The sequence below is a fragment of the Microbulbifer sp. ARAS458-1 genome, from assembly GCF_045348205.1.
Taxonomy (GTDB): domain Bacteria; phylum Pseudomonadota; class Gammaproteobacteria; order Pseudomonadales; family Cellvibrionaceae; genus Microbulbifer.
Window position 1 is genome coordinate 353,409 of record NZ_CP155838.1, and the last position, 23,194, is coordinate 376,602.

Sequence of the window (23,194 nt, forward strand, 5' to 3'; positions counted from 1 at the left end):
ACGCAAAAAGGCCGACTCTTACGAGTCGGCCTTTTTATTTTGCGGAGCCCGCAGCCCCACCACCGCTGCCGGCAGGTCAACCGAGGGCATCAAAAGACGCCCTCCCCGCTTTATTTAGCGGCCACCAACAGCGACCGGAAGAGGCTCCAGCATGGCGCTTTCCAACACCGCGCCACCCGTTACCTGCGCACTCTCCTCCCGCTCTTCCTCGTCGTCATCCGAGCCATCCAACGGCTGCAGCTCGCCACCGTGCAGGCGTACCTCCGGCAGGTTCAATACGTCGATACCCAGGCTGTAGGGAGCCACCTCGCTGAAAATGCCCGGGTCCAGTTGCGCGATGTCGTCTACCGGGTTCTGCACCGCCGACTTCAGTCCCTGAGTGGTCTCGGTACTGGCGATGGAGACGCCCTTGTTACCGATCGCGGTAAACAGTGGCATATGCCCCTCGAACGCCGGCTCATAATAAAACAGCGCGACGATATCCACAGACTCGGTGACATTGAATCGCAAGGGGTTGATTACCGTACCGATATTGCCCCAGCGTTGCTGCTCGGTACCAATAACCGCGGTTCCGGCTGTAATGTGCGTATCGCGGAAACTCTCGGCGGTCAGCAAGCCAAAATTGGCGCTGGCCAAGGATAGGTTGCCGCGCCCCACATCGAGCTTTCCGATCACCAGATCATCGCTCTCCACAATCGACACATCGATATCGCCCCCGCTTGAGCGCAATGACAGCGACTCGAGATCAGATTCAATATCCAAATCACCGGCCAGGGTAAGGTCGGCGCCGCCAGCCTTAAGGAAGCCACCAATGGTTTCTGTGGTACTGCTGACGAGGACCACATCGCCTGCAGCGCCGTATTCCAGCGCCATATCACCGCCATTAAACTCGATGCCCGCAGCACCACTAACGTTGGTGAAGTCCATTTGCTGACTGGAAACCAGGTTCAGGCCTCCCGCGGTATCCTGCAGAGACTCAAACCCTGTAAAGACAAAGTCTCCCACCAGGTGTTGTGCATCCGAGTTACCGCGAATCTGCCACTGCTGCTGCGCGGCTAACTGCATCACCAACTGGTCGCTACCAGATCCCCCGGCCAGTTGCGTGGGCTGGCTACCGGCCATTATCTGCAAAACATCGTCGCCGGCGCCCAACAGCAGGTTATCCAGTAGTGTGCCGCCCATGACCACAGTGTCATCCCCAGCACCAGTATCCAGGGATACCAAACTTCCCCCATCCAGTTGGAAAGCGTCGTTGCCACCACCGGCGACAATCTGCTCGAACCCACTGAAGCTCACCGAAGCCTGCGCATCCGAAACACTGCCACCGCTGGCGCCCAGAGTCCAACTCATATCGGCGTCAAAACCGTGGAGAGTATCGCTGCCGCTGCCCGCGGTGATGGAATCCACTCCGGCGAAGTTCACCCCACCCATCTGCAGATTCTGCGGACCGGTCATGAAATAGTCCGCGCCGAATGACGGGCCGGTGTAAGCGCCAGTAGCTTCCACCTGTTCTAGGTTTTCGAACAGCACCGTGAGGGAGTCGACAGTGGCAACTGCAGCACCCTCAACGAGTGCAGCATCGCGCTCGAGCGAACGCCAGAGAACATCATCCCCGGTGACAACATCTGTGCCTCCGCCGGCATCGACGCTCTCTACACCACTGAATCCCATACCCGCGACGGTGATACCGCCATCGCTCAGCACGAACCTTTCAGTGGTGGCACTGCCAACCAGCTCCGAGGCGCTCACACTTTCAATTCCGGTAAACGCCATCTCACTGCTTGTGAACGCACCGTCCACCCCCGCCAGCTGCACGCTGGAGATCGCAGTGACATCGTCGCTTCCAATACCGCCATCGACAGCGGTTACATTGGAGAATTGAATGCCATCTACAGTCAGAGCACCGTTATCGATGACCGCAAAGGTATGCCCGCTGTCATTTCCGACAATGCGACCAGAGCCCCCGGCGAACCGCTCGATACCTGAGATCAACAAGTCACCGTGCTGCAGGCTCGCAACCTCTTCCGCCAACTGCCAGTCCGCGCCGATGGAACTGCTCAAGCTATCCCCCTCAGCGCCACCAGCAAGTTTTGTCACACCCTGAAACGCTATCCCGGCGACCTCGATCGAGCCGTCGCTGGCGAGCGCGAAACTATCTGCTCCCGCGCTACCTGTCAGGGTGTCAGTGGTCGCCTGTTTGATACCCTTGAGGCTAAGCGAGCCCGCAAACACCTCTCCAGCAGTATCAGACAATGTCAGCCCACCATTGTAGGCGCTGGCATCCAGAGAGTTATCGGCAGAAACACCATCCACAAATGTCATGTCGTTGATGGTCAATCCGCCTACAGAAATACTGTCAGCACTGTTCAGAACAAATGCATCTACCCCGTCTGTACCAAACACACCACCACTCAAGGCGTTGAGAATCTCTACATTCAGGAAGGTGATACCGTTATTTTCAGCACTGCTGCCACCGACGATCGTCCAGTCTGCGCCATCGAACCCGGTAACCGTATCAACACCACCTTTTCCGTCTATCTGAGTGGATTCGGAAACTATCTCAAATCCATTGACGATCACATTGCCATCAGCGTTGAACCAGATTTCATCACTATCGTCGGTAGCTCCAACTGCGCCCACGTCGAGCTGTTTGATATCGTAAAACTCGATACCCTCCGCGAAGACAAAATCGTTGGTCTCATTCAGATCTATCGTACCGGCGGAGCGCAGAGTATTGGTACCATCGTTACCATTCACCCGATTCAGCCCCGTCAGATTAAGATCCGCCACGGTAATTGCGCCCGCACCGGTCACCTCGAAAGTTTCATCCCCTGCCGACCCGTCCAGCTCAGCCAGCACAGCCGAGTTCAGTGCGGCAAAGGTCAGAGTACCGGCCACCTGCAACTCGCCATCGGTGCCAGTCAGGGCCAGCGCATCGCTGTAGCCGCTGGCATCCAGCTGGTCACCGGCAACGCCGGGGTTGCTTACGGCATCATAGGTTGAGCCATTGCCGACAACACCGACCAGGCCGGTAAACGCCATATTTTCATAGGACACGGTTGCGCCGTCGTCGGCACTGCCGGTCAGCGTAAAAGCATCGTCCCCTGTGGTACCGCTCAGCGTGGCTGCAATGGTGTTGAAGTTCTCAAAGCCATCGAAGGTGATGCCGTTGCTGCTTTCTACGGAATCTGCATCCAGCAGTGCCCAGTTGATACCACTGGCACTATCAACGCTATTGCCGGTGCCACCGGCGGTCACGCTGGTAACACCGTCGAACTCGATCAGGCGGGCGGTGATACTGTCACTGGTAAGAGTAAACACATCACTCTGCGTGCTACCGGTGAGCGACGCGGTATTGGCGGAAGTGAGTCCACTGAAGGTGATGCTGCCTGCGGTAACTTCCCGCGCACTGCCGGTAAGCACCAGGCCCGCACCAAAGGCGCTGGCATTGAGGTTGGCATCATTCGGGGCCGTGAAATGCTCGACATTGCTGAAGGTGATACCGTCGTGCAACACCGAATTGTCCGCATTCAGGGTAAAGCCCTGACCTCCACGGGAATCCACCCGGTCACCTTGATCCACACCGGTGCCGGCATCGACACTGCTCACGCCGGTGAAGTCAATATCCGCAACCTCGACGGCACCACTGCCTTGCAGGGTATAGACTTCCGCATTGGTGCTGCCTTGCAGCGCGGACGCGGTGGCACTGTCAATACCGGTAAAGTCGATCGCACTGCTCTTGAAGGCACCGTCGGTCCCAGCCAGGGTAACACCGGCGATGGCTTCTACGTCATCCGCGCCGGTACCGGCATCCACACTACTGATGCCACTGAACTGGTGCGTGCCATCAACGGTCACCGCGCTGTCAGCAGTCACCACAAAGTCGTGCCCGCTGCTGTGCCCTTTGATCACCCCGGCGCCACCGGTGAAGACTTCGACACCTGCAATAGTGAGGTCACTATCCGATTCGCGATCGAGGGTAACACTGGCCAGGTTTTCTGCCAGTTGCCAGTCGCCACCGGCAGTGCTGTTAAAACTGTCGGAGCCACCGTTGCCATCCAGGTTCGCAACACCGCGGAAGATAAACCCGGTATAAGTGTCGACGGTCAGGATGTTGCCGGTAGCCAGATCGAAGACTTCTTTATCTGTGGTGCCGGTCAATTTGCCAGTGGTGATGTCTGTGATACCGGTGATGGTCAGCTCACCGGCTTTCAGCTCGCCAGTGGTGGTAGTGAGACTGATACCCGCACCGAAGGCACTGGCATCCAGTCTATCCGCATCGCCATTGCCGTTCAGGGAAGTCATCCCGGAAATGGTCATGCTGCCAAAATCGATACTGTCATCCGTGTTCAGCGTGAAGCGGTCGGCACCGGTGGTGCCCAGCAGACCACCGCTGACTGCTGCCAGGGTTTCGGCGTTGAGAAAGGTGATGCCGTTGTTTTTGGCACTGGTGCCACTCAGCAGCTGCCAGTCCTGACCCGACATGCCGGTGACACGGTCGTCGGTACCGCCGCGCGCATCAATGGTTGTGACATTTTCAATGGCGATACCATTAACGGTCAGCTTGCCCAGGTCATCGAAGGCAATAATGTCATTGTTGTTGGTGGCGTTCAGGGTGGCGGTTTCATTCGCATCAATAACCCCCAGATCATAGAAGTCTATACCGCTGCTGCGAACATAGCCGTCTTCCATGGTCGGTGTGTCTTGGGCAACCAGCTTGTCGTTGCCACCACCGCCGTTCACACGGGAAAGCCCGGAAAGATTGATGGCGGCAGCTGTCAGCGCACCTGAACCGCTAGCCTCAAAAACGTCGGCGCTATCGGTTGCGGTCAGCTGGTCAAGGATCGCGGAATTCAGCCCTTTGAAGGTCAGAGTACCGGCCACCTGCAATTCGCCATCGGTGCCAGTCAGGGCCAGCGCATCGCTGTAGCCGCTGGCATCCAGCTGGTCACCGGCAACGCCGGGGTTGCTTACGGCATCATAGGTTGAGCCATTGCCGACAACACCGACCAGGCCGGTAAACGCCATATTTTCATAGGACACGGTTGCGCCGTCATCGGCACTGCCGGTCAGCGTAAAAGCATCATCCCCTGTGGTACCGGTCAGCGTGGCTGCAGTGGAATTGATGCTCTCAAAGCCATCGAAGGTGATGCCGTTGCTGCTTTCTACGGAATCTGCATCCAGCAGTGCCCAGTTGATACCACTGGCACTATCAACGCTATTGCCGGTGCCACCGGCGGTCACGCTGGTAACACCGTCGAACTCGATCAGGCGGGCGGTGATACTGTCACTGGTAAGAGTAAACACATCACTCTGCGTGCTACCGGTGAGCGACGCGGTATTGGCGGAAGTGAGTCCACTGAAGGTGATGCTGCCTGCGGTAACTTCCCGCGCACTGCCGGTAAGCACCAGGCCCGCACCAAAGGCGCTGGCATTGAGGTTGGCATCATTCGGGGCCGTGAAATGCTCGACATTGCTGAAGGTGATACCGTCGTGCAACACCGAATTGTCCGCATTCAGGGTAAAGCCCTGACCTCCACGGGAATCCACCCGGTCACCTTGATCCACACCGGTGCCGGCATCGACACTGCTCACGCCGGTGAAGTCAATATCCGCAACCTCAACGGCACCACTGCCTTGCAGGGTATAGACTTCCGCATTGGTGCTGCCTTGCAGCGCGGACGCGGTGGCACTGTCAATACCGGTAAAGTCGATCGCACTGCTCTTGAAGGCACCGTCGGTCCCAGCCAGGGTAACACCGGCGATGGCTTCTACGTCATCCGCGCCGGTACCGGCATCCACACTACTGATGCCACTGAACTGGTGCGTGCCATCAACGGTCACCGCGCTGTCAGCAGTCACCACAAAGTCGTGCCCGCTGCTATGCCCTTTGATCACCCCGGCGCCACCGGTGAAGACGTCGACACCTGTAATAGTGAGGTCACTATCCGATTCGCGATCGAGGGTAACGCTGGCCAAATTTTCTGCCAGCACCCAGTCGCCACCGGCAGCGCTGTTAAAACTGTCGGAGCCACCGTTGCCGTCCAGGTTCGCAACACCGCGGAAGATAAACCCGGTATAAGTGTCGACGGTCAGGATGTTGCCGGTAGCCAGATCGAAGACTTCTTTACCTGTGGTGCCGGTCAATTTGCCAGTGGTGATGTCTGTGATACCGGTGATGGTCAGTTCACCGGCTTCCAGCTCGCCAGTGGTGGTGAGACTGATACCCGCACCAAAGGCACTGGCATCCAGGCGATCCGCATCACCATTGCCGTTCAGGGAAGTCATGCCGGAAATGGTCATGCTGCCAAAATCGATACTGTCATCCGTGTTCAGCGTGAAGCGATCGGCACCGGTGGTGCCCAGCAGACCACCGCTGACTGCTGCCAGGGTTTCGGCGTTGAGAAAGGTGATGCCGTTGTTTTTGGCACTGGTGCCACTCAGCAGCTGCCAGTCCTGACCCGACATGCCGGTGACACGGTCGTCGGTACCGCCGCGCGCATCAATGGTTGTGACATTTTCAATGGCGATACCATTAATGGTCAGCTTGCCCAGGTCATCGAAGACAATAACGTCATTGTTGTTAGTGGCGTTCAGGGTGGCGGTTTCATTCGCATCAATAACCCCCAGATCATAGAAGTCTATACCGCTGCTGCGAACATAGCCGTCTTCCATGGTCGGTGTGTCTTGGGCAACAAGCTTGTCGTTGCCACCACCGCCGTTCACACGGGAAAGCCCGGAAAGATTGATGGCGGCAGCTGTCAGCGCACCTGAACCGCTAGCCTCAAAAACGTCGGCGCTATCGGTTGCGGTCAGCTGGTCCAGGATCGCGGAATTCAGCCCTTTGAAGGTCAGAGTACCGGCCACCTGCAATTCGCCATCGGTGCCAGTCAGAGCCAGCGCATCGCTGTAGCCGCTGGCATCCAGCTGGTCACCGGCAACGCCGGGGTTGCTTACGGCATCATAGGTTGAGCCATTGCCGACAACACCGACCAGGCCGGTAAACGCCATATTTTCATAGGACACGGTTGCGCCGTCGTCGGCACTGCCGGTCAGCGTAAAAGCATCGTCCCCTGTGGTACCGGTCAGCGTGGCTGCAGTGGTGTTGAAGTTCTCAAAGCCATCGAAGGTGATGCCGTTGCTGCTTTCTACGGAATCTGCATCCAGCAGCGCCCAGTTGATACCACTGGCACTGGATACACTATCGCTACTCGCCCCTTTAGTAACCGAAGTCAAATCACTGAATTCAAATCCGGTATATCCGGAAACAGTCAGTGTTCCGTCACTCTGTAAGGTAAAGACTTCCTGAGCAGTACTGCCCTTCAGTTGACCGCCGCTGGCATCAACGTCCCATGCTCCAGTGAAATCAATTAATGAATTGCCAACGTGATCGCCGCCCAGGATCCAGGTACCACCGCCGGTGACCTGGTCATTCCCGGACCCGGCGATAGTCGACAGCCCCGTAAATGTGAATGCATCGCTCGCGAGATCCGCATTGTTCGAAGAATTTATATCCAGGGAGACACTCTGACCATTAGTATTAACCGAGGCAACACTGGTAGACGCGAAGTCAGAAAAAAGAATACCGCTGCTGACGGAGAAATCTGGTTCGTCTTCTGCCCCGGCGAGATGCGAGTAGATTCCGCTGCCGCTCGCATCATCGAGATACAATACCGCCAACCCGGAGGCTTTTTCAGAGAAACTGTCGTTTCCATCGGAGATCACCTCCTGCAGCGCACTGAAATCCATTTTGTTGACTGTTACCGTCTGCGAACCGGCACTGGAGCCGATCACGAAGTCGTGTTGTGTTTCCGCTGTTGTAGACGCGGTCAACTTATTGGCAGTAATACTGGAGATGTCGGAAATTTCCAGGGTGCCGGCAACCACTTCCAGTTCGGTATCGGTGAGCACCAATCCATTTGAGTAGGCACTGGCGTCCAGAGAAGGATTACCTGCAGTGCCAACGACAAAACCCGAACCTCTCTGCAAAAAGGCAAGATCACTGAAAGTCGTATTTGCGACAACAACGTCGCCATCGGACTCAAGCGTGAAACGCTCACCAATATTGAAATCCAGCGTGCCGCGATCAGTATTGATGGTATCGAAATCGTAAACATCCACGCCGGAGCCACTTGAGAAGAAAAGCTCACCTTGCTCAGATCTATTCAGGGTCCAGCTATCGTCCCAACCTATAACCTCTGTTCCGTTTTCGGTACCCTGAACTGTTTTTAAAGCATAAAACTCGATATTACTAGTGCTGACGTCAAAGTAATCACCCTTCGAACCACCATTTTTAATGGTGAATATGGCAGTACCGACCGCATTGCGTGCCGAGAGCACATCAGTGGTAACCGTACTTAATCCGTAGAATACTGTCCCAGTACTAGCTGCTGCATCTGTCAACAGCGCAACACTGTCGCTCTCAGCTCTAATTACAACTCCATATTCGTAATCAGAGGCACTCAGATGACTACTGCTCGATCCAGCGCCGGGGGATACCTTCGCCAAATCTTTAAACAGCATCCCATGGATACCGACATAACCATCGCTACTGATTGAGAAATTATTTTCGATATCCTTTCCGGCCGTTAGATCCGCACCACCCGACTCAACTTCCCAGATACCGGTGAAATCAATACCATTATTATTCGCACCATCGTCAATTACGGTCCAATCACCGGTCGAGTAGAGCTTATTTCCGGAAGCCCCGATCACACCGGTAAGACTGCTGGCTTCCAGTTTTATATCCGTAAACTCTGCCACCCCATTACCGGTCACTGACAAGGCGATACCGCCGGCCTGTCTCGTATCTATCTGTGCGACTTCAACGCCAGATAGGCCAATAAACTTGATCCCGCCATCGTCACTAGCGGTGTCGACAAATACATCTGCCGCAACATCGCCATCATCTTTTTTAAGATAGACTTCCGATAGATCCAGCGCATTCAATTCACCATTAGACTCTACTTTGCTGATGCCACTGAATATCAATTGAGTGCCATCAAACTCCGCGTTATTGGCAACGGTAACGGAGGTTCCACTGTCCACATCGAAGAAATAGCTATTACCATCACCGATAACGTTTCCTGAACCGCCGGTAAATGTCTCGACGCCAACAATGTTAAGGTCACTATCTACTTCGTGATCGTGGGTAACGCTAGCCAGATTTTCTGCCAGCACCCAGTCCCCACCGGCAGTGCTGTTAAACCTGTCGGAGCCACCGTTGCCGTTCAGTTTCGCAACACCGAGGAAGTTAAACCCGTCGTAAGTGTCGACGGTCAGGGTGTTTCCGGCCGCCAGGTCGAAAACTTCCTGGCCTGTGGTGCCGGTCAATGTTTCGGTCGTGATCTCGGTGATTCCGGTAATGACTAGACCACCGGCGTCCAGCTGGCCGGTGGTGTCGGTCAGACCGATTCCCCCACTGAAGGTACTAGCGTTAATAGCATCCTTGCCCCCGAGACCATCCACCGTATCGAGGTTTTCAAAAATCACTCCACTGTATTCGATATTCCCAGAGCCATTTAGGAAAAACACATCGTCGTCAATACCATCAGTTCCATTATTCCCAAAGAGTGTGACCCCTGCACCGACCACCACACCATCAGCATTTGTGATCGTTGCAACACTCGCCGAGTCACTTTTAAGGCTTGTTACACCGCCGCTCGATTCAATTTCTGAAAATGAGGAAATTGTGCTGACATTAAAGTAATGATTACCACCGGAGTTCGTTATAGTGAATGGGTTTACAGACTGGATATTTCCGAGAACGCTAACCGTAGGAGAATCCAGCTCTTCAGCTCCAAACGCCCCCACTTCCAACGAAAAATCATTGACACTAACAGCTGCGTTATTGGTAAAACCACTAGCAGCTATTACGTTCAAGGTGCCGTTACTAGCTGTTACTGTTTGTGCCGTGGCCAGCCCTACGATGTCTTCAGACACAAGATTCAGCGATGAGTCAGAGGACCAGCCCACACTACCGTCGACGTTGAGCGCTCCAAAAAACGTTGCAACTGTAACTGACTTATTATTTTCGAGTGCCGTACCTACAACGCTTGAAGCTGAAGTGTCGAGCGTCACGCTTGATGCTTCGATCAACCACTCGCCACCCTGAGATAGTCCGTCATCACTGACAGTATCGACGGATGTGGTAGAGGCAATAGAAATAGTCGATTCGGAAGTAGTTTTGACGGTTCCGCCAGTACTTCCCGAGTCACTTCCGGAAGCATTGATGGTTCCATCAACGGCAAGGCTTTCGGTTGCCGCGACCGTGATATCGCCGCCGTTGACAGCGATCGCATCACCGGTACCCGGATCGGTAATGGCTTTGGCATCTGCTAACAACGCACTACCATCACCCAGTTCGATAGTTTTCGCGACAATATCAATAGTACCAGCATTCGCTTTTTCTACCGTGCCATTACTAACTTGAAGCTTTCCAACTTCCTCAGCCGTATCTCCGGTTTTATTGGAAACGCTTGCGGATATCGAATCACCAGCGAAGGCTCCGAGAGTGATTTTCCCACCGGAGGTCTCGATACCCGTTGCCTGAACAATACCGGTGTTATTCACAGCTGCGCTGTAGATACCATCAGCAGCGCCAGCCTTCATTACTACCTGTACAGCATCCACCGTGCCGGAATTCAGAATCTCGTAAGCGGCATCAAACTCATCATCAAGAGCCTCTTTTTCTACTTCTACACCGATCAGCCCATCGCCACCCAGGCTCAGCGTGACGCGACCGCCGGTATGAATATTGATATTACCGCCAACCAACTCGCCCTGATCTTGTGCAGTAGACAACAGACCTGAATTCTTAACGCTCTCACCAATGAGTGTGATACCCCGACCGGCCCTGATCACACTGCCAGCCTCAACAGTTACTGATCTGGACTCGCCATCTTCACTGGATATACTCGATGGATCTATCAAATTGAAAGCGAAATCGCCAGAGCCACTGTCAATATCGCCTTCCATAGCCGCGGCCGTCAGTGCAGCCACATTAACGGAAGCCCCCTGTCCGAACAGAACGCCCCTGGGATTGATCAATACCACATGACCGTCTGAGCCCAACCAACCCGCAATGCTGGTGGTACCATTCTGCACCTTATTGATCACCACGGAAGACGCATCAAAACTTCCATCTGCAACAGCGGTGAAGTCAAAATACAGCCCTTCCGACTGAGCAATATTGAATGTTTCCCAGTCGAGTTTGGCAAACTTGCCGTCAATACTAATTTTGGAAAAACTTTCGTCGTCCACCTGATGTTTATCGCTGTCGTCGAAGGTAACAGCGTCGTCAGTGGTGAAGTCTCCAATATTTCCAACTTCTACAGAATGCGCCACGGTGGCACTCATCAGCCCCGCCAGACTCACCGCAACAGACAGCAAATTTCTTTTCATATTCATGATTCTTGCCACTTAGCTCCATGGCGGCGCTGTAGCGCTGCCGATACCATTAAATTTGAATGTTGTTTATTGCAGGAAGTAGGAGAAGTCTGCGTATAAGGTTGGCGTATCGGCATTGTCTCCAGTGCCGTCTACCGAAGATTTTGAAGTTGTTGGCCACGCCACTGACAACTGGCTAACCCAGCTTTCACTCCAGCTGAACTTAAACAGGAAACCAGCTCCTGCGAGAGCTGCCCAATCGTTGTTCAAGTCAGATTCAAAATTATTCACCACGCCGTAACCAGCATCAGCAATAACCGCCACTTGCAGCATATCGTTCAAGCGATTACCAAAAATTATTGGGTTAATCACATCAGGGAAGGATGGATACCATTCGGCAGAAAGTAATGCAGCCTGATCGGCTGAAAAATCGCGCACATCAAAAGCGCGCACGCCGTTGGCACCACCAAGAGATAACTGCTCAAATGACGGCAGCGTATTTTCGCTATACTGCCAGCGACTCTTTATGATCAGGCGAGACTGTGAGTCGGTCAGTGGCATTGGCAAAAACAGTAAGGAACTGGTTTCCGCAGCAAACTTTTCAAACTCGGAATCAGTTTCCAGGTCCGTCTCGCCAGAGTAACTGGTGAGCTCACCGTACTGTACTTTTGCATTGATTACGTTCAGCATCGGGATGCTGCCACCAGAGAGCCGATCCAGATAGATACCGACCTCTCCTCCAAGTGCATGATCCCAACGTTCAAGGATTGGCGTCGCCGCAAGGATTTCAGTTTTCTTGTCAGTAACCGCTACGTTGCCGGTAATATTGAAGTCCCGTGAGCGCCGAAACTTATGCTCGAAATTCAAACCATAATTTTCATTAATACCTTCCAGCTCGAGCAGATTAATAAAGTCATTTTCATCTTCGGGATTATAAATCTTGAATTTATTGTAATCTGCAGACAGCTGCACTCGTGTTCGAGGGTTCAATAAGGGTAGGCTGTATTTAAGCTGACCCAGGTTTGAACCAAAGCCAGAATCAAACTCATCAATACCGGAGGACTTCAAGTAACCCACGGTGAGTTCATCACCAATCCCCAGGGGGTTGAACCAGTCCACCGACGTAAAAATTCGGTTATCACCGGTAAAGGTAGAACCATGGTTATCCATACGGGTTACCAGGCGCCAGTCACTCTCATCCCTCACTTTGAGATTTAGCCGAGTCTCACCCGGGTTATCGCCAGGGCTGAAGTAACCGGTGACGTTCAATGCCGGCAGGTCGTTTAGCAGATAAAGAGACTCTTCAATGCTCTCATGATTAACCAACTCACCCTTTTGCGAGGAAAAAGCTGCAGCAAGCTGCTTCTCGCCATATTTCTGATTGTCGTGCACGGATACCTGGCCGAGCACCCCCTCCTGTACCGAAAAGGTCACCACGCCATCTTGCACTTCCTGCGCCGGAATCTGGACCTGCGCCAAAAACAGCCCCTGCTGTCGGTAAAACCGGGTCAGTTCGGCGGCGATGTCCTCCAGATCGACGTAGCTCAGACCACGCTGCGCGTTTTGCCTTTCCAATGTATTAACAAGCTTGCGCAGCTCCCGCGGCCCCAGGTTCTCTGGCGCAAAACGTGCGCCCATGCCGTCGAGAAGCAACGCAATTTCCTTAAGGTTATCGACGGTATAACCCGCAGCGACGATCTTATCCTCTTTCATGTATTTGACACGTAACGCTTCCGCCTTGGCCTCGACGGTTTCACGGTCAATACCAAATTCCGGATACTCCTCCAGCCGGTGAAAGCGGAACTCCTTGACAGAAATTCTGGGACCGATTTCCCGGCCCGAAACTTCAGGTATATCCGTATCCAGATTGGGGTCGCGGGCTTCCTGTGCACGGCGCTCAAATTCCCGAGCGACATCTTCATCGTTGACGTGGGGCACATCCTGCTCGAAGGCCTGTCGCACACGACTGCGAAAGCTGGAGTCGCTTTGTTGTGCTTCCACATGTGATGCAACTGCCATTACACCTGCCAATGCAGCGCATAACCATTCCTTGTTTAATGAAGACACGGATCCCCCCGGAATTCCTTTCGCAAAATCCTGCAGCGCCAAGGTGAAACTGCGCACTGCTATTATTCGTTTTGTTTAATTAACTGAAGACAACCTTTTCCACCCCGGTAGCACTACCGGGTTAGATCACGCACAACGCGGAATCCCGTGATCTGGTCAGCACCACCAGCGTGGAACATTTTCGAGGTGGCAAGGCAACGACTCATGGGGTCTTGACGACTGCCGCCGGCGGCGATCAGATTGTCATCCATATCGAACACCCACTCCTGCACATTACCCACCGCATTGACAATACCGAAGGGATTCGCTGTCCCGGTGTGCACAGGAACTAACTCAGCGCCTTTCTCGATTCCGCCATAGCGCAGGTAGCAATTGCGATCAGCAACTTCTGGCTCCCCGTTGGCACTTGCCGCCGCAAACCACTCCCGCTCAGTAGGAAGGCGGTAGTGACGTCCGGTTTCCTGACTCAGCCAGTTGAGATATGCCTCTACCTGGCTCAACTCGAGGTTATGTGCGGGAAGCTGCGCATCGTTCGCCGGCACGGGCAAACAGCTTCCAGTGGCGACACAGAATGCCGAGAATTCGCCACCACTTACCTCAAACTTACCTACCGCGAGCGGGCGGCCGGAGCCTCCGTTAACCACCACCATTTCAGGGCCTTGACCACCTGATGCCATAGGGTCTGCGCAGCTATAGCGATCGCCACGGGCACCACTTCCGGGCCGCAGATGTGCACAGTAGTCAATATCGAGACTCGCGAGCACTTCCTGCTTGGGCAACATGGCGCGGGCATCTTCAAGCAAAGCAGCTGTGTTTGCTGGGCTCTTCAACGCAAGCTGCCCAAAACAGCCTGCGAGCTCTTCACCCACTACAGGGCGCAGTAGTTGAGCTTTGGTAGGGTCAATTGAGGCAAGGCGGGTCAGAGTATCGCCGATCAGAGGGAGGTTGATATTGAAATCACACTTCAACGTGCTTTCCATATCATCAAGTACTATATCGATTTGTCGTTGCTTCTCCTCAGCGATGCGCAATTGCTCTGCGCGTAGTGCTTCACGACGCAAACGCTCTTCCTCACGCTCCGCCGCCAACCGCTCTTCTTCCAGCTTGCGGCGCAATTCCTCACGCTCCTGATTCAATTGGGCACGAATGGTCTCGGCACCCGCAACATTCTCATTCCAGTTTGCAGCGCGCCCCAACATCTCTTCCGCAGGCTCGAGATTGCCGAGATTCAACTGCCCCGTCGCCGCAGCGATAAACAGGTCAGATACAGCGCGGTGTACCGTTTCACCAAAGTCCTCATCGGCAGGATTCAGCTTGGTGTATTCCTGAAGCTCGGTGCGCAAATCGCGCTCCCAGGTTGGAGTAAGCACACTGAGACCGAGCAGGCGCTTAACAGCTTCTTTCTTGTCCGCGATCCGGCGCTGCAACAGTTCCTGCTCCAGCTTTTTCTCAAGCTCGACCTTCACGCGCTGCTGTTCGGCGGCGTTTTCCTGCTCAAGATGGTTGTATCCGATACCGCCTGCGACCAGTGTTGCCGCAAACAGTGTGCCGAAAGCCCACTTCCACCCTGTTTTCCCATAAAACGCTTGAACAAACCGTTCGACAGTATCCGTACGGTCCTCGCGATGAAAAGCGAGCGCAGATTCTAGAGCACGCCACTGACGACGGGTGAGGGAGCGAATACGTTTGGGCCTGAGCTTTCGCTCAAAGGCCTTATCCGCAGGTATTTTGTTGTAGGGATGTCTACCGGAAAACAACTCATAGGCGACACAGCCGAGCGCAAAGACATCGTCACTGGGTTTGGGCTCCCCACCCTTGAGCATCTCCAGACTTGCATAAGCAGGTGTTAGCGCCCCCAGAGTACCCGCATCAAAAATAGTCTTTTCACCGGCCTTACTTGCAATTCCACCTTCGGATACCGCTCGCGCAATACCAAAGTCAATCACCTTCGCACCCTTTTTTGTGGTAACGAAAATGTTGCCGGGCTTGAAGTCCGAGTGCACGATGCGATGGGAATGCGCATAGATCAGCGCCTGGGAAACATCGCGCAGGATAGCCTCTGCGCGCTCTTTCTCCAGACCCACATCCGCATGCTCTCGGAGCAACTTGTCGAGGGGAGCCCCCTCAAGAAACTCCATCGTCATGAAGACGCGGTCGCCTTCGCGATCGAAGTCGTAAACGGTTACGATATTGGGGTGAGCGAGGGTCTGGGATTTTCGTGCCTCGCGCTGCAGCGAAATAAACGCATCGGGATGCTTCTGAAAATCTTCGTTAAGGAGCTTGATCGCAACATAAGGGTCGCTGTCGCTCGCCTCCAGCTTGCGGCGGTCAAGGGCTTTGTAAACGGCGCCCATACCACCCACACCGAGCAATTTATCCAGCTCGAAACGGCCTTTGATGATCGTTTTGGTTACTGCACCTTCACGGGATGTGGACGGTTCGAAGTGCACCGCCTCCCGCGGACGGGGAAGCGCATCCGGCACACCTCCAGAATCGACAATCACAGTAGCATCGAGTCCGTCCAGGGCTCCAGCGATGCCTTTTGTCGCCAAAGTTACCTCGCCAGTTATATCGCCAGCACTTGCGGGTACCAGACCAGGATTCCCACCAATGGGCGGATGGTCGTTGGCACCCGTATTTTCATTGCCAACAAATACTGTGACATCTGAATCGTCACAGGCCGACAGGTTTTCCGCAGCTTTCTGGATTATGCGGGTCTTGTCATTCACAACCATCTCCCTGGTGTAAACTCAGCGGCAGATCCTCTCGCCGGTATAATTTTTCATCGCCCACGTTTTACCGATAACCTGCATCGCGCCTAGTGATTTCGGGGAGCGCAAACATAGAAGTGGGGCCATGCCCGAAGGCCGCAAAGTATATCGAAGGGCTCATGCGCCAACAATTGAATGCAGCAAGGTTTTACCCGATTTCCTATTACAATTCGTTACATAACTGGTGAGTCGATACCAATTTGACCCCAACTAAAACCATCGTACCAACAATGCTGGAGGTGAGCGGTACGAAAGTACCAATCCCGGGAGGCGATACACCATCCAATCCAGCGGCCATCCAAAGCAGATTTTTCCGTTTCACGAGCACATTTATTCGTGCCAGAGTCAAATTGGAGCGCTCAGCCGGTACTGTGGAGGTCGTATAGAATGCGCAGAAAATTAGTGCCAGAGTCGATTTAATAATTGATAAAGAAGGTTTTATTTTGATTTTGGCTCTGCTTAAATCCAACTCGCCCGCCAATTTCGGCGCTCCTTGAACTGCTGCTGTCGCGGTGGAAAAGGAAACCCCACCAACGATCCATACCATATTGAGGGATTAAAAATGGCTATCTACATGAACTTCAATAACAAGGCGCCAGCCGGTAACGTAACTGCAAAAGGTTATGAAGACTGGATTGAAGTTGACAGCTTCAACTTCGGTGTAGGCCGTGGTATCTCCATGGAAGCAGGCGCAGTAGCCAACCGTGAAGCCACTCGCCCAAGCCTGAGCGAAGTTACCGTGACCAAGCGTATTGATGCTGCTTCCGGCGGTCTGTTCAAGTCTTCCGTTACCGGCGACGAAGGTGTCAAAGTCGAGATCCATGTAGTTCAGACCGGCGCCAACTCTGTAGAGAAGTTCGCTGTTTATACTCTGGAAGATGTACTGATCTCTTCTTACAGCATCTCTGCTGCCGCAGGTGGTGCACCCGCTGAGTCCATCTCTCTGAGTTTCGCCAAGATCGAAGCGGACCTCAACCACGCGGACAAAACCAACAAAAACCCGAAAAACATGCGTGTTGGATACGACCTTACTACTGCAACTCCGCTGTAATCTGGTCAATCGCAGACTGCGACATTTCGTTCAGCGGTCGGCGCGAAGAGCCGGGCTTAGCAGCAGAGGGCTGTCAAGCCCGGCTTTTCTGTTTTACTGATATTTGACTTTGCTATACAACCTTTCTCGAATACGTCCTGAGGGCGCCAAGATACCGGCGATTTCCAGGTAACAGGGTCGTAATCACAGGGAATTTCGCTTCAGGGGCTCCAGCATGAGAACCCCGGCGCCGACAAGGACTTGGGGCTGATATGTCTTCAATCAATCAAGACAATCGCATGATCCGGACGGATTGTCCGATCGGAAAAGATGTATTTATCGCCACCGCCATTTCTGGCGAAGAGCATATCTCCAACACCTATCGCTACCAGCTCCGTCTGATGTCGGACGACCACGAAATCACCCAGGACAAGATCGTCGGAAAGTTATTTACCGCCACGATCCAACACGGTGATGCGGAAAAATACATCAACGGCTACGTGACACATTTTTCCATGCTCGACGTGAACGCAGAGGGGCTGCGGGAATATACCGCAGTCATTCAACCAGGCCTCTGGTTCACTACACTGGCTGGGCAGAATCGTATCTTCGAGAGCAAATGCGCACTCACTATCGTCAAGGAAGTGCTCAAAGAGCACGCCGGAGTGGTCACGTTCAGCAGCAAGTGCAACAAAAATTTTCTGAAACGCGAATATTGTGTACAACACAATGAAAGCGATTTTCAGTTTATCAGCCGACTCCTCTCTGAAGAAGGAATTGCCTATTACTTCCTGCAATCTGACGGCAAACACGAGCTTGTTCTTTGTGACGACAGCAAGCACTTTTACGACTGTCGCACCGAAAAACTTGAGTACGATGGAGGCGGCAGCCATCCAACCATGCATTCCGTACGTAGCTGGCAGCGCGAGTTCAATTACCACGGTGGTGGTTTCGAGTTTAAAGATTACAACGAATATACTCCTGACAAAGACAATAGCCAGAATGTATCAACGGCGAGCAAACTGAATAACGTAAAAGGTTATATCCAGAGCCTGTACGGTCGAAATCACTTCGAACCGAAATCAGATGGAACCCACGTATTTCAAGACAGCCACCACAAAACGCTCACCGAGCATGCGGTCGAGTCACTGGAAGCGGGCTTTGATATAGCGCGCGGCACCAGTGACTGCGGCGAACTCTGCGCTGGGGGTAGATTTGAGCTGGCACATTCGCTGAAAAGTGAAAAAGGCAAGTATCTCATCACCTCGTTGCGGCTATCAGCGAAAGACAGTAACAGCGAAGACTCCCAGTTCAGCAATACATTCACCTGTATCCCCGAGAAGGTCATGCCGCGGCCGGTACCTTTCGGCAACCTGAACAGGTCCCATGCACCACAGGTGGCCACCGTAGTTGAGGTGAAGGCCACAGACTCCTCCGGTTCTGCGGACGAATACACTCAACTCAAAGTAAAATTTCCCTGGAACTCCAAGCAAAATAGCTGCTGGATTCGGGTGTTGCAGTCTTTTTCAGGAAAGAACTGGGGAGCCAGTTTTGTCCCGCGGGTCGGTCAGGAAGTGGTGGTGAGCTATATCAACGGCAACCTTGATCGACCACTGGTGACAGGCGCAGTGTTCAACAGCAATAATCCTGGCCCCCAGTACACCGCTACTCAGAGCGGCTGGAAAACACAGATCAAGGACAGCAAATTCAACGAACTTCGCTTCGACGACAAAAAGGACAGCGAAGAAATCTATATGGAAGCCGGCAAGGATCACAATTTTCTGATCAATAATGATCAAACAGGAAAGATTGATAATGATCAGACGCTGGAAATCAAAAATAACCGCACCATTACCATAACCGAAGGTAATGAAACAATTACGCTCGGCAAGGGCGATCAGAAGACGGATATCGAGGGCAGTCAGTCAGTGACTCTCAATTCCGGCGATCACACCCTCAAGGTGAAAAGTGGGAAACAGACCATTGATGTGATGGGAGCCATTAAAATCACCTCCAAGACATCCATCGACCTGAAAGTGGGCGGCAACAGTATTTCCATCAAACCATCGGGTATTGAGATCAAAGGCACCATGCTAACCTGCAAGGGCGACTCCATGGCGGAAATGAAGGCCGGTGGGATACTGACACTCAAAGGCGGCGTCACCAAGATTAACTGACGGAACACATTATGACTGACCTGGTGAAAGTTCAGGCAACAACCGCGCAAGAGTTGTTACAGGACATTGAAATCAGTGAAGAAGGGCAGCCGCACCTGGTTCTGGATACCGCACCGGAGATCAGCATCCTGCGCCTGATGGAAGCGGCATGCTATGGCGATGCAGTCAAACTGCTTGCCCGTGGCCTTCCGAAACGGGAAGCCGTCTGGTGGGCCTGCCTGTGCACCCGCGATATCGAGACACCGGAGACCGATGAAAATAATCGCAAAGCGCTGATGGCCGCAGAAAACTGGGTCAAGAAACCCAGCGAAGAACGGCGCCTGATTTGCAAACAGATGGGGGAAGCCACCAAATACAAGACACCGGCGAGCTGGGCCGCCACCGCGGCCAGCTGGTGCCATGGGAGCATGGCAGGACCCGATGAGCCCGTGGTGGAAGCACCGGAACACCTGTATGCCCATGCTGTCGCGGGTAGTGTTTCCTTGGCAGCGGTGATGCTTGATCCCGTGAACCCCGAACAACCCTTCGAGCGCTATCTACAGCAGGGCCTCGATCTCGCCCGCGGCGGTAACGGAAAAGCCGGCTAACCAAGTAGCCAGGAGTATTCAACAATGGGAAAGCCCGCTTCACGTCTCACAGACATGCACGTTTGCCCCATGGTAACCGGCACAGTTCCCCATGTCGGAGGGCCAATCGTCTCACCAGGGAGCCCCACCGTGCTGATTGGCGGTATGCCTGCCGCAACGATGGGCAGTACCTGTACCTGCGTCGGGCCACCAGACAGCATTGTCATGGGCAGCACCACCGTACTGATCGCCAACAAGCCGGCAGCCCGCATGGGCGACTCGACCAGTCACGGCGGCAAGATTGTCATAGGCTGCCCTACCGTTCTGGTGGGCGGTTAAGAGAGTAAAAAGAAGGCCGTGTCCATCCCAGGGATGATGCACGGCCTTTTCGACTTCAGGCAAGACCCCGGTACCAGACCGGGGAGCTGCTCAACACCTGAATGATTACATGCTCAAACAGCTTCCTAGCTCACCTGATATTCAAATTCGCCCTCTTCCGTTGCACCGATATGTATCCGTTTGACGTCCTCACCACGGGCCATTCGATCCAGGCACTCGCTCGCCAGCGCCGGCAACACGGTGCGATTGAGTATGACTTCAATATTCCGCGCCCCGGTGTCTGCCTCCTGGCAACGGGCAACAATGCTGATTAGCACATCGTCTTCATAGCTGAACTCCGCCCCATAGTGTTCTTTCACACGGTTCTCGATACGACGCATATTGATTTTGCAGATTTCCACCAGGTTCTCGTCATCCAGCGGATAGTATGCGATGACATTGGTTCGCCCAAGAAATGCCGGTTTGAATTTCTGCAATAAGTGCGGCCGGATATTATCCAGCAGCACCTCAGGCTCCGGCTTTTCTTCCACCTGATTAAAGATCGCGCGAATTGCGTCTTCTCCGGCATTGGAAGTCATGATGATGACGGTGTTTTTAAAATCGATATCACGCCCTTCACCATCTTTAATGGTGCCCTTATCGAACAGGTTATAAAAGATATCCTGCACACCGGGATGTGCTTTTTCCATCTCATCCAAAAGGATCACGGAGTAGGGTTTACGCCGCGCTGCTTCTGTCAGGACACCACCCTCGCCATACCCCACATAACCGGGAGGAGAGCCGAGCAACATGGATACTTTGTGCTCTTCCTTAAACTCAGACATATTGATGGTAGTAATATTCTGCTCGCCCCCAAACAGTGTATCCGCGAGCGCCAGGGCGGTTTCGGTTTTTCCCACACCACTGGTACCACAGAACAGAAAGACACCGACCGGCTTGCGCGGGTCGGTGAGTCCGGCGCGGGATGTTCGGATCGCTTGCGCGACAGCTTCCAGCGCGTGTGGCTGACCGATGACACGTTGATTCAAACGCCCTGCCAGGCTCTGTACTGCGTGAATTTCATCGGCGACCATTTTCCCGACGGGAATTCCGGTCCAGTTGGCGATTACCGCGGCAATAGCCTGTTCATCGACCTCCGGCTGCATCAAAGGCGTGTCGCCCTGAATACTCTGTAACTGGGCTGTCAGCTCCTGCAGTTGCTGTTTGAGATCGGCAAGCAGCGATTCATCTGATGTGGCCTCCACAGCAAACGCTTCGTCAATCTGGTCCCGCAGGGCGCGGATCTGCGTGATCAGCTCTAGTTCCTGCTGATGTTGATTCTGGAGCTGTGCAAGACGCTGCTCTGCCGCTTCTTTATCTGCCTGCAGTGCGGCCAATGAATCTTCATGGCTACCAGTGGCGGCATTTTCCCGACGCAGCTTTTCCATAGTGCGCTCGGCGCCAGCGATAATTCGTTGAGCATCCTCGATAGCGCCCGGTGTTGCCGACTGGCTCAGCGCAACCCGCGCACAAGCGGTATCCAGCAGGCTGACGGATTTGTCTGGCAACTGTCGGCCCGGAATATAACGGTGAGACAATTTTACCGACGCAACAATTGCCTCATCCAGAATTCGGACTTTATGGTGGGACTCCAAACTGGACGCAATGCCCCGCATCATATCGATAGCCTTGATTTCGTCTGGCTCTTCCACCTTTACGACCTGGAATCGACGGGTTAACGCCGGATCCCGCTCGAAGTACTTCTTGTACTCGGCCCACGTTGTTGCCGCGATGGTGCGCAGTTCACCCCGCGCCAATGCAGGCTTCAACAGATTGGCTGCATCCCCCTGCCCCTCCTTGCCGCCCGCACCGATCATGGTGTGTGCTTCATCGATAAACAGAATAATCGGGGTGGTTGACGCGCGCACTTCTTCAATCACGGACTTCAGGCGATTTTCAAACTCGCCTTTTACACTGGCGCCAGCCTGTAACAGACCCAGGTCCAGGGTGCGCACTGCAACATCACGCAGCGGTGTTGGCACATCACCATTGGCAATACGCAGGGCGAAGCCCTCGACCACTGCGGTCTTTCCGACCCCGGCCTCGCCAGTGAGGATCGGGTTGTTTTGCCGGCGGCGAGTCAGGATATCGACACACTGACGTATCTCTTCGTCACGCCCCAATACCGGATCAATTTCGCCGTTGCGCGCGCGCTCGGTGAGGTTGACGGTATATTTATCCAGGGCCGGCGCTTTGCTGGCCATAACCGCCGCTGCAGCCGCTTCACCGCCTTCTGCGGCGACACTCAGGTGATGGGATTCAGCGCTCTGTCCGAACATCGCACGGGCGGTCTCGCGAATTGACTCTGGTGCGATGCTTTTCAGTACCGGACAACTTTCCAGCACCTGGCGACGGGCCGTTTCCTCCAGTAGCAGCGCAGCCAGCAGATGCCCGGAACTCACCACCCGGTGCCCGAAATCAATAGATGCGAGCATCCAGCTGTTTTTCGCAGCTTCAACGATCGCGGGAGAAAGTGCTGCGGGGCGACTGCTTCCGGATTTGAAGGCTGCAATAGCAGTTGCCAATTGTTTGGCGAACTGGGAAGGATTTACATCGTGCTTTTCGAGTAGGTGAAACAGATCGGTGTCGGATTGATCCAGCAACTTCAACAACCAATGCTCGATTTCCACGTTGTATTGGCTTTGCGCCAGGCAAAGACCAGCCGCTCCTTCCAGCGACTCGCGCATGTGCGGCGTCATGGTTTCTACCAGGCGCTTAAGATCAATGTTGATCATAGAGTTTTCCCTTTTTGGTAATCCGTTTCGAAAGCGACAAGTAATCACGCTTCTGCGTAACGGCGGTTTCCTTTCAGACTTG

Annotated in this window: 8 protein-coding genes; 4 read left to right on the forward strand and 4 right to left on the reverse strand. The window is 53.9% G+C overall.

Annotation, left to right across the window (positions count from 1 at the left end):
- Nucleotides 1–114: 114 nt before the first annotated feature.
- The 3 genes from AAFH99_RS01375 to AAFH99_RS01385 all read right to left on the reverse strand — a co-directional run bounded on the left by AAFH99_RS01375 (nucleotide 115) and on the right by AAFH99_RS01385 (nucleotide 16,184).
- A complete protein-coding gene (locus AAFH99_RS01375; RefSeq protein WP_406828456.1) occupies nucleotides 115–11,403 on the reverse strand; it encodes a filamentous hemagglutinin N-terminal domain-containing protein in 11,289 nt (3,762 codons plus the stop codon).
- Nucleotides 11,404–11,475: 72 nt separating this feature from the next.
- Nucleotides 11,476–13,512: a ShlB/FhaC/HecB family hemolysin secretion/activation protein gene (locus AAFH99_RS01380; protein WP_231491884.1), complete on the reverse strand. Its 2,037-nt coding sequence runs from the start codon at nucleotides 13,510–13,512 to the stop codon at nucleotides 11,476–11,478.
- Nucleotides 13,513–13,568: 56 nt separating this feature from the next.
- Nucleotides 13,569–16,184 (reverse strand): bifunctional serine/threonine-protein kinase/formylglycine-generating enzyme family protein, encoded by a 2,616-nt coding sequence (locus AAFH99_RS01385; protein WP_406828457.1) that lies wholly within the window; start codon nucleotides 16,182–16,184, stop codon nucleotides 13,569–13,571.
- Between the two features lie 604 nt (nucleotides 16,185–16,788).
- Here AAFH99_RS01385 and AAFH99_RS01390 point away from each other — a divergent pair.
- The 4 genes from AAFH99_RS01390 to AAFH99_RS01405 all read left to right on the forward strand — a co-directional run bounded on the left by AAFH99_RS01390 (nucleotide 16,789) and on the right by AAFH99_RS01405 (nucleotide 20,338).
- A complete protein-coding gene (locus AAFH99_RS01390) occupies nucleotides 16,789–17,277 on the forward strand; it encodes a type VI secretion system tube protein Hcp (protein ID WP_043319667.1) in 489 nt (162 codons plus the stop codon).
- A 251-nt stretch (nucleotides 17,278–17,528) separates the two neighbouring features.
- Nucleotides 17,529–19,433, forward strand: a complete 1,905-nt coding sequence (locus AAFH99_RS01395) for a type VI secretion system Vgr family protein (protein ID WP_406828458.1) — start codon at nucleotides 17,529–17,531, stop codon at nucleotides 19,431–19,433.
- Nucleotides 19,434–19,444: 11 nt separating this feature from the next.
- Complete coding sequence (locus AAFH99_RS01400; RefSeq protein WP_043319670.1) at nucleotides 19,445–20,020, forward strand: DUF6931 family protein; 576 nt, start codon at nucleotides 19,445–19,447, stop codon at nucleotides 20,018–20,020.
- Nucleotides 20,021–20,044: 24 nt separating this feature from the next.
- Nucleotides 20,045–20,338 (forward strand): PAAR domain-containing protein, encoded by a 294-nt coding sequence (locus tag AAFH99_RS01405; protein WP_406828460.1) that lies wholly within the window; start codon nucleotides 20,045–20,047, stop codon nucleotides 20,336–20,338.
- 125 nt (nucleotides 20,339–20,463) lie between these two features.
- Here the strand turns inward: AAFH99_RS01405 and tssH are convergent, their stop codons facing one another.
- A complete protein-coding gene (gene tssH, locus AAFH99_RS01410) occupies nucleotides 20,464–23,112 on the reverse strand; it encodes a type VI secretion system ATPase TssH (RefSeq protein WP_406828461.1) in 2,649 nt (882 codons plus the stop codon).
- Between the last annotated feature and the right edge of the window lie 82 nt (nucleotides 23,113–23,194).

Excerpts from the sequence above, each read along its gene's own strand:
- AAFH99_RS01375 (WP_406828456.1), bottom strand. The coding sequence starts at position 11,403 with ATGAAAAGAAATTTGCTGTCTGTTGCGGTGAGTCTGGCGGGGCTGATG.
- AAFH99_RS01390 (WP_043319667.1), top strand. The coding sequence starts at position 16,789 with ATGGCTATCTACATGAACTTCAATAACAAGGCGCCAGCCGGTAACGTA.
- AAFH99_RS01395 (WP_406828458.1), top strand. The coding sequence starts at position 17,529 with ATGTCTTCAATCAATCAAGACAATCGCATGATCCGGACGGATTGTCCG.
- AAFH99_RS01400 (WP_043319670.1), top strand. The coding sequence starts at position 19,445 with ATGACTGACCTGGTGAAAGTTCAGGCAACAACCGCGCAAGAGTTGTTA.
- AAFH99_RS01405 (WP_406828460.1), top strand. The coding sequence starts at position 20,045 with ATGGGAAAGCCCGCTTCACGTCTCACAGACATGCACGTTTGCCCCATG.
- tssH (WP_406828461.1), bottom strand. The coding sequence starts at position 23,112 with ATGATCAACATTGATCTTAAGCGCCTGGTAGAAACCATGACGCCGCAC.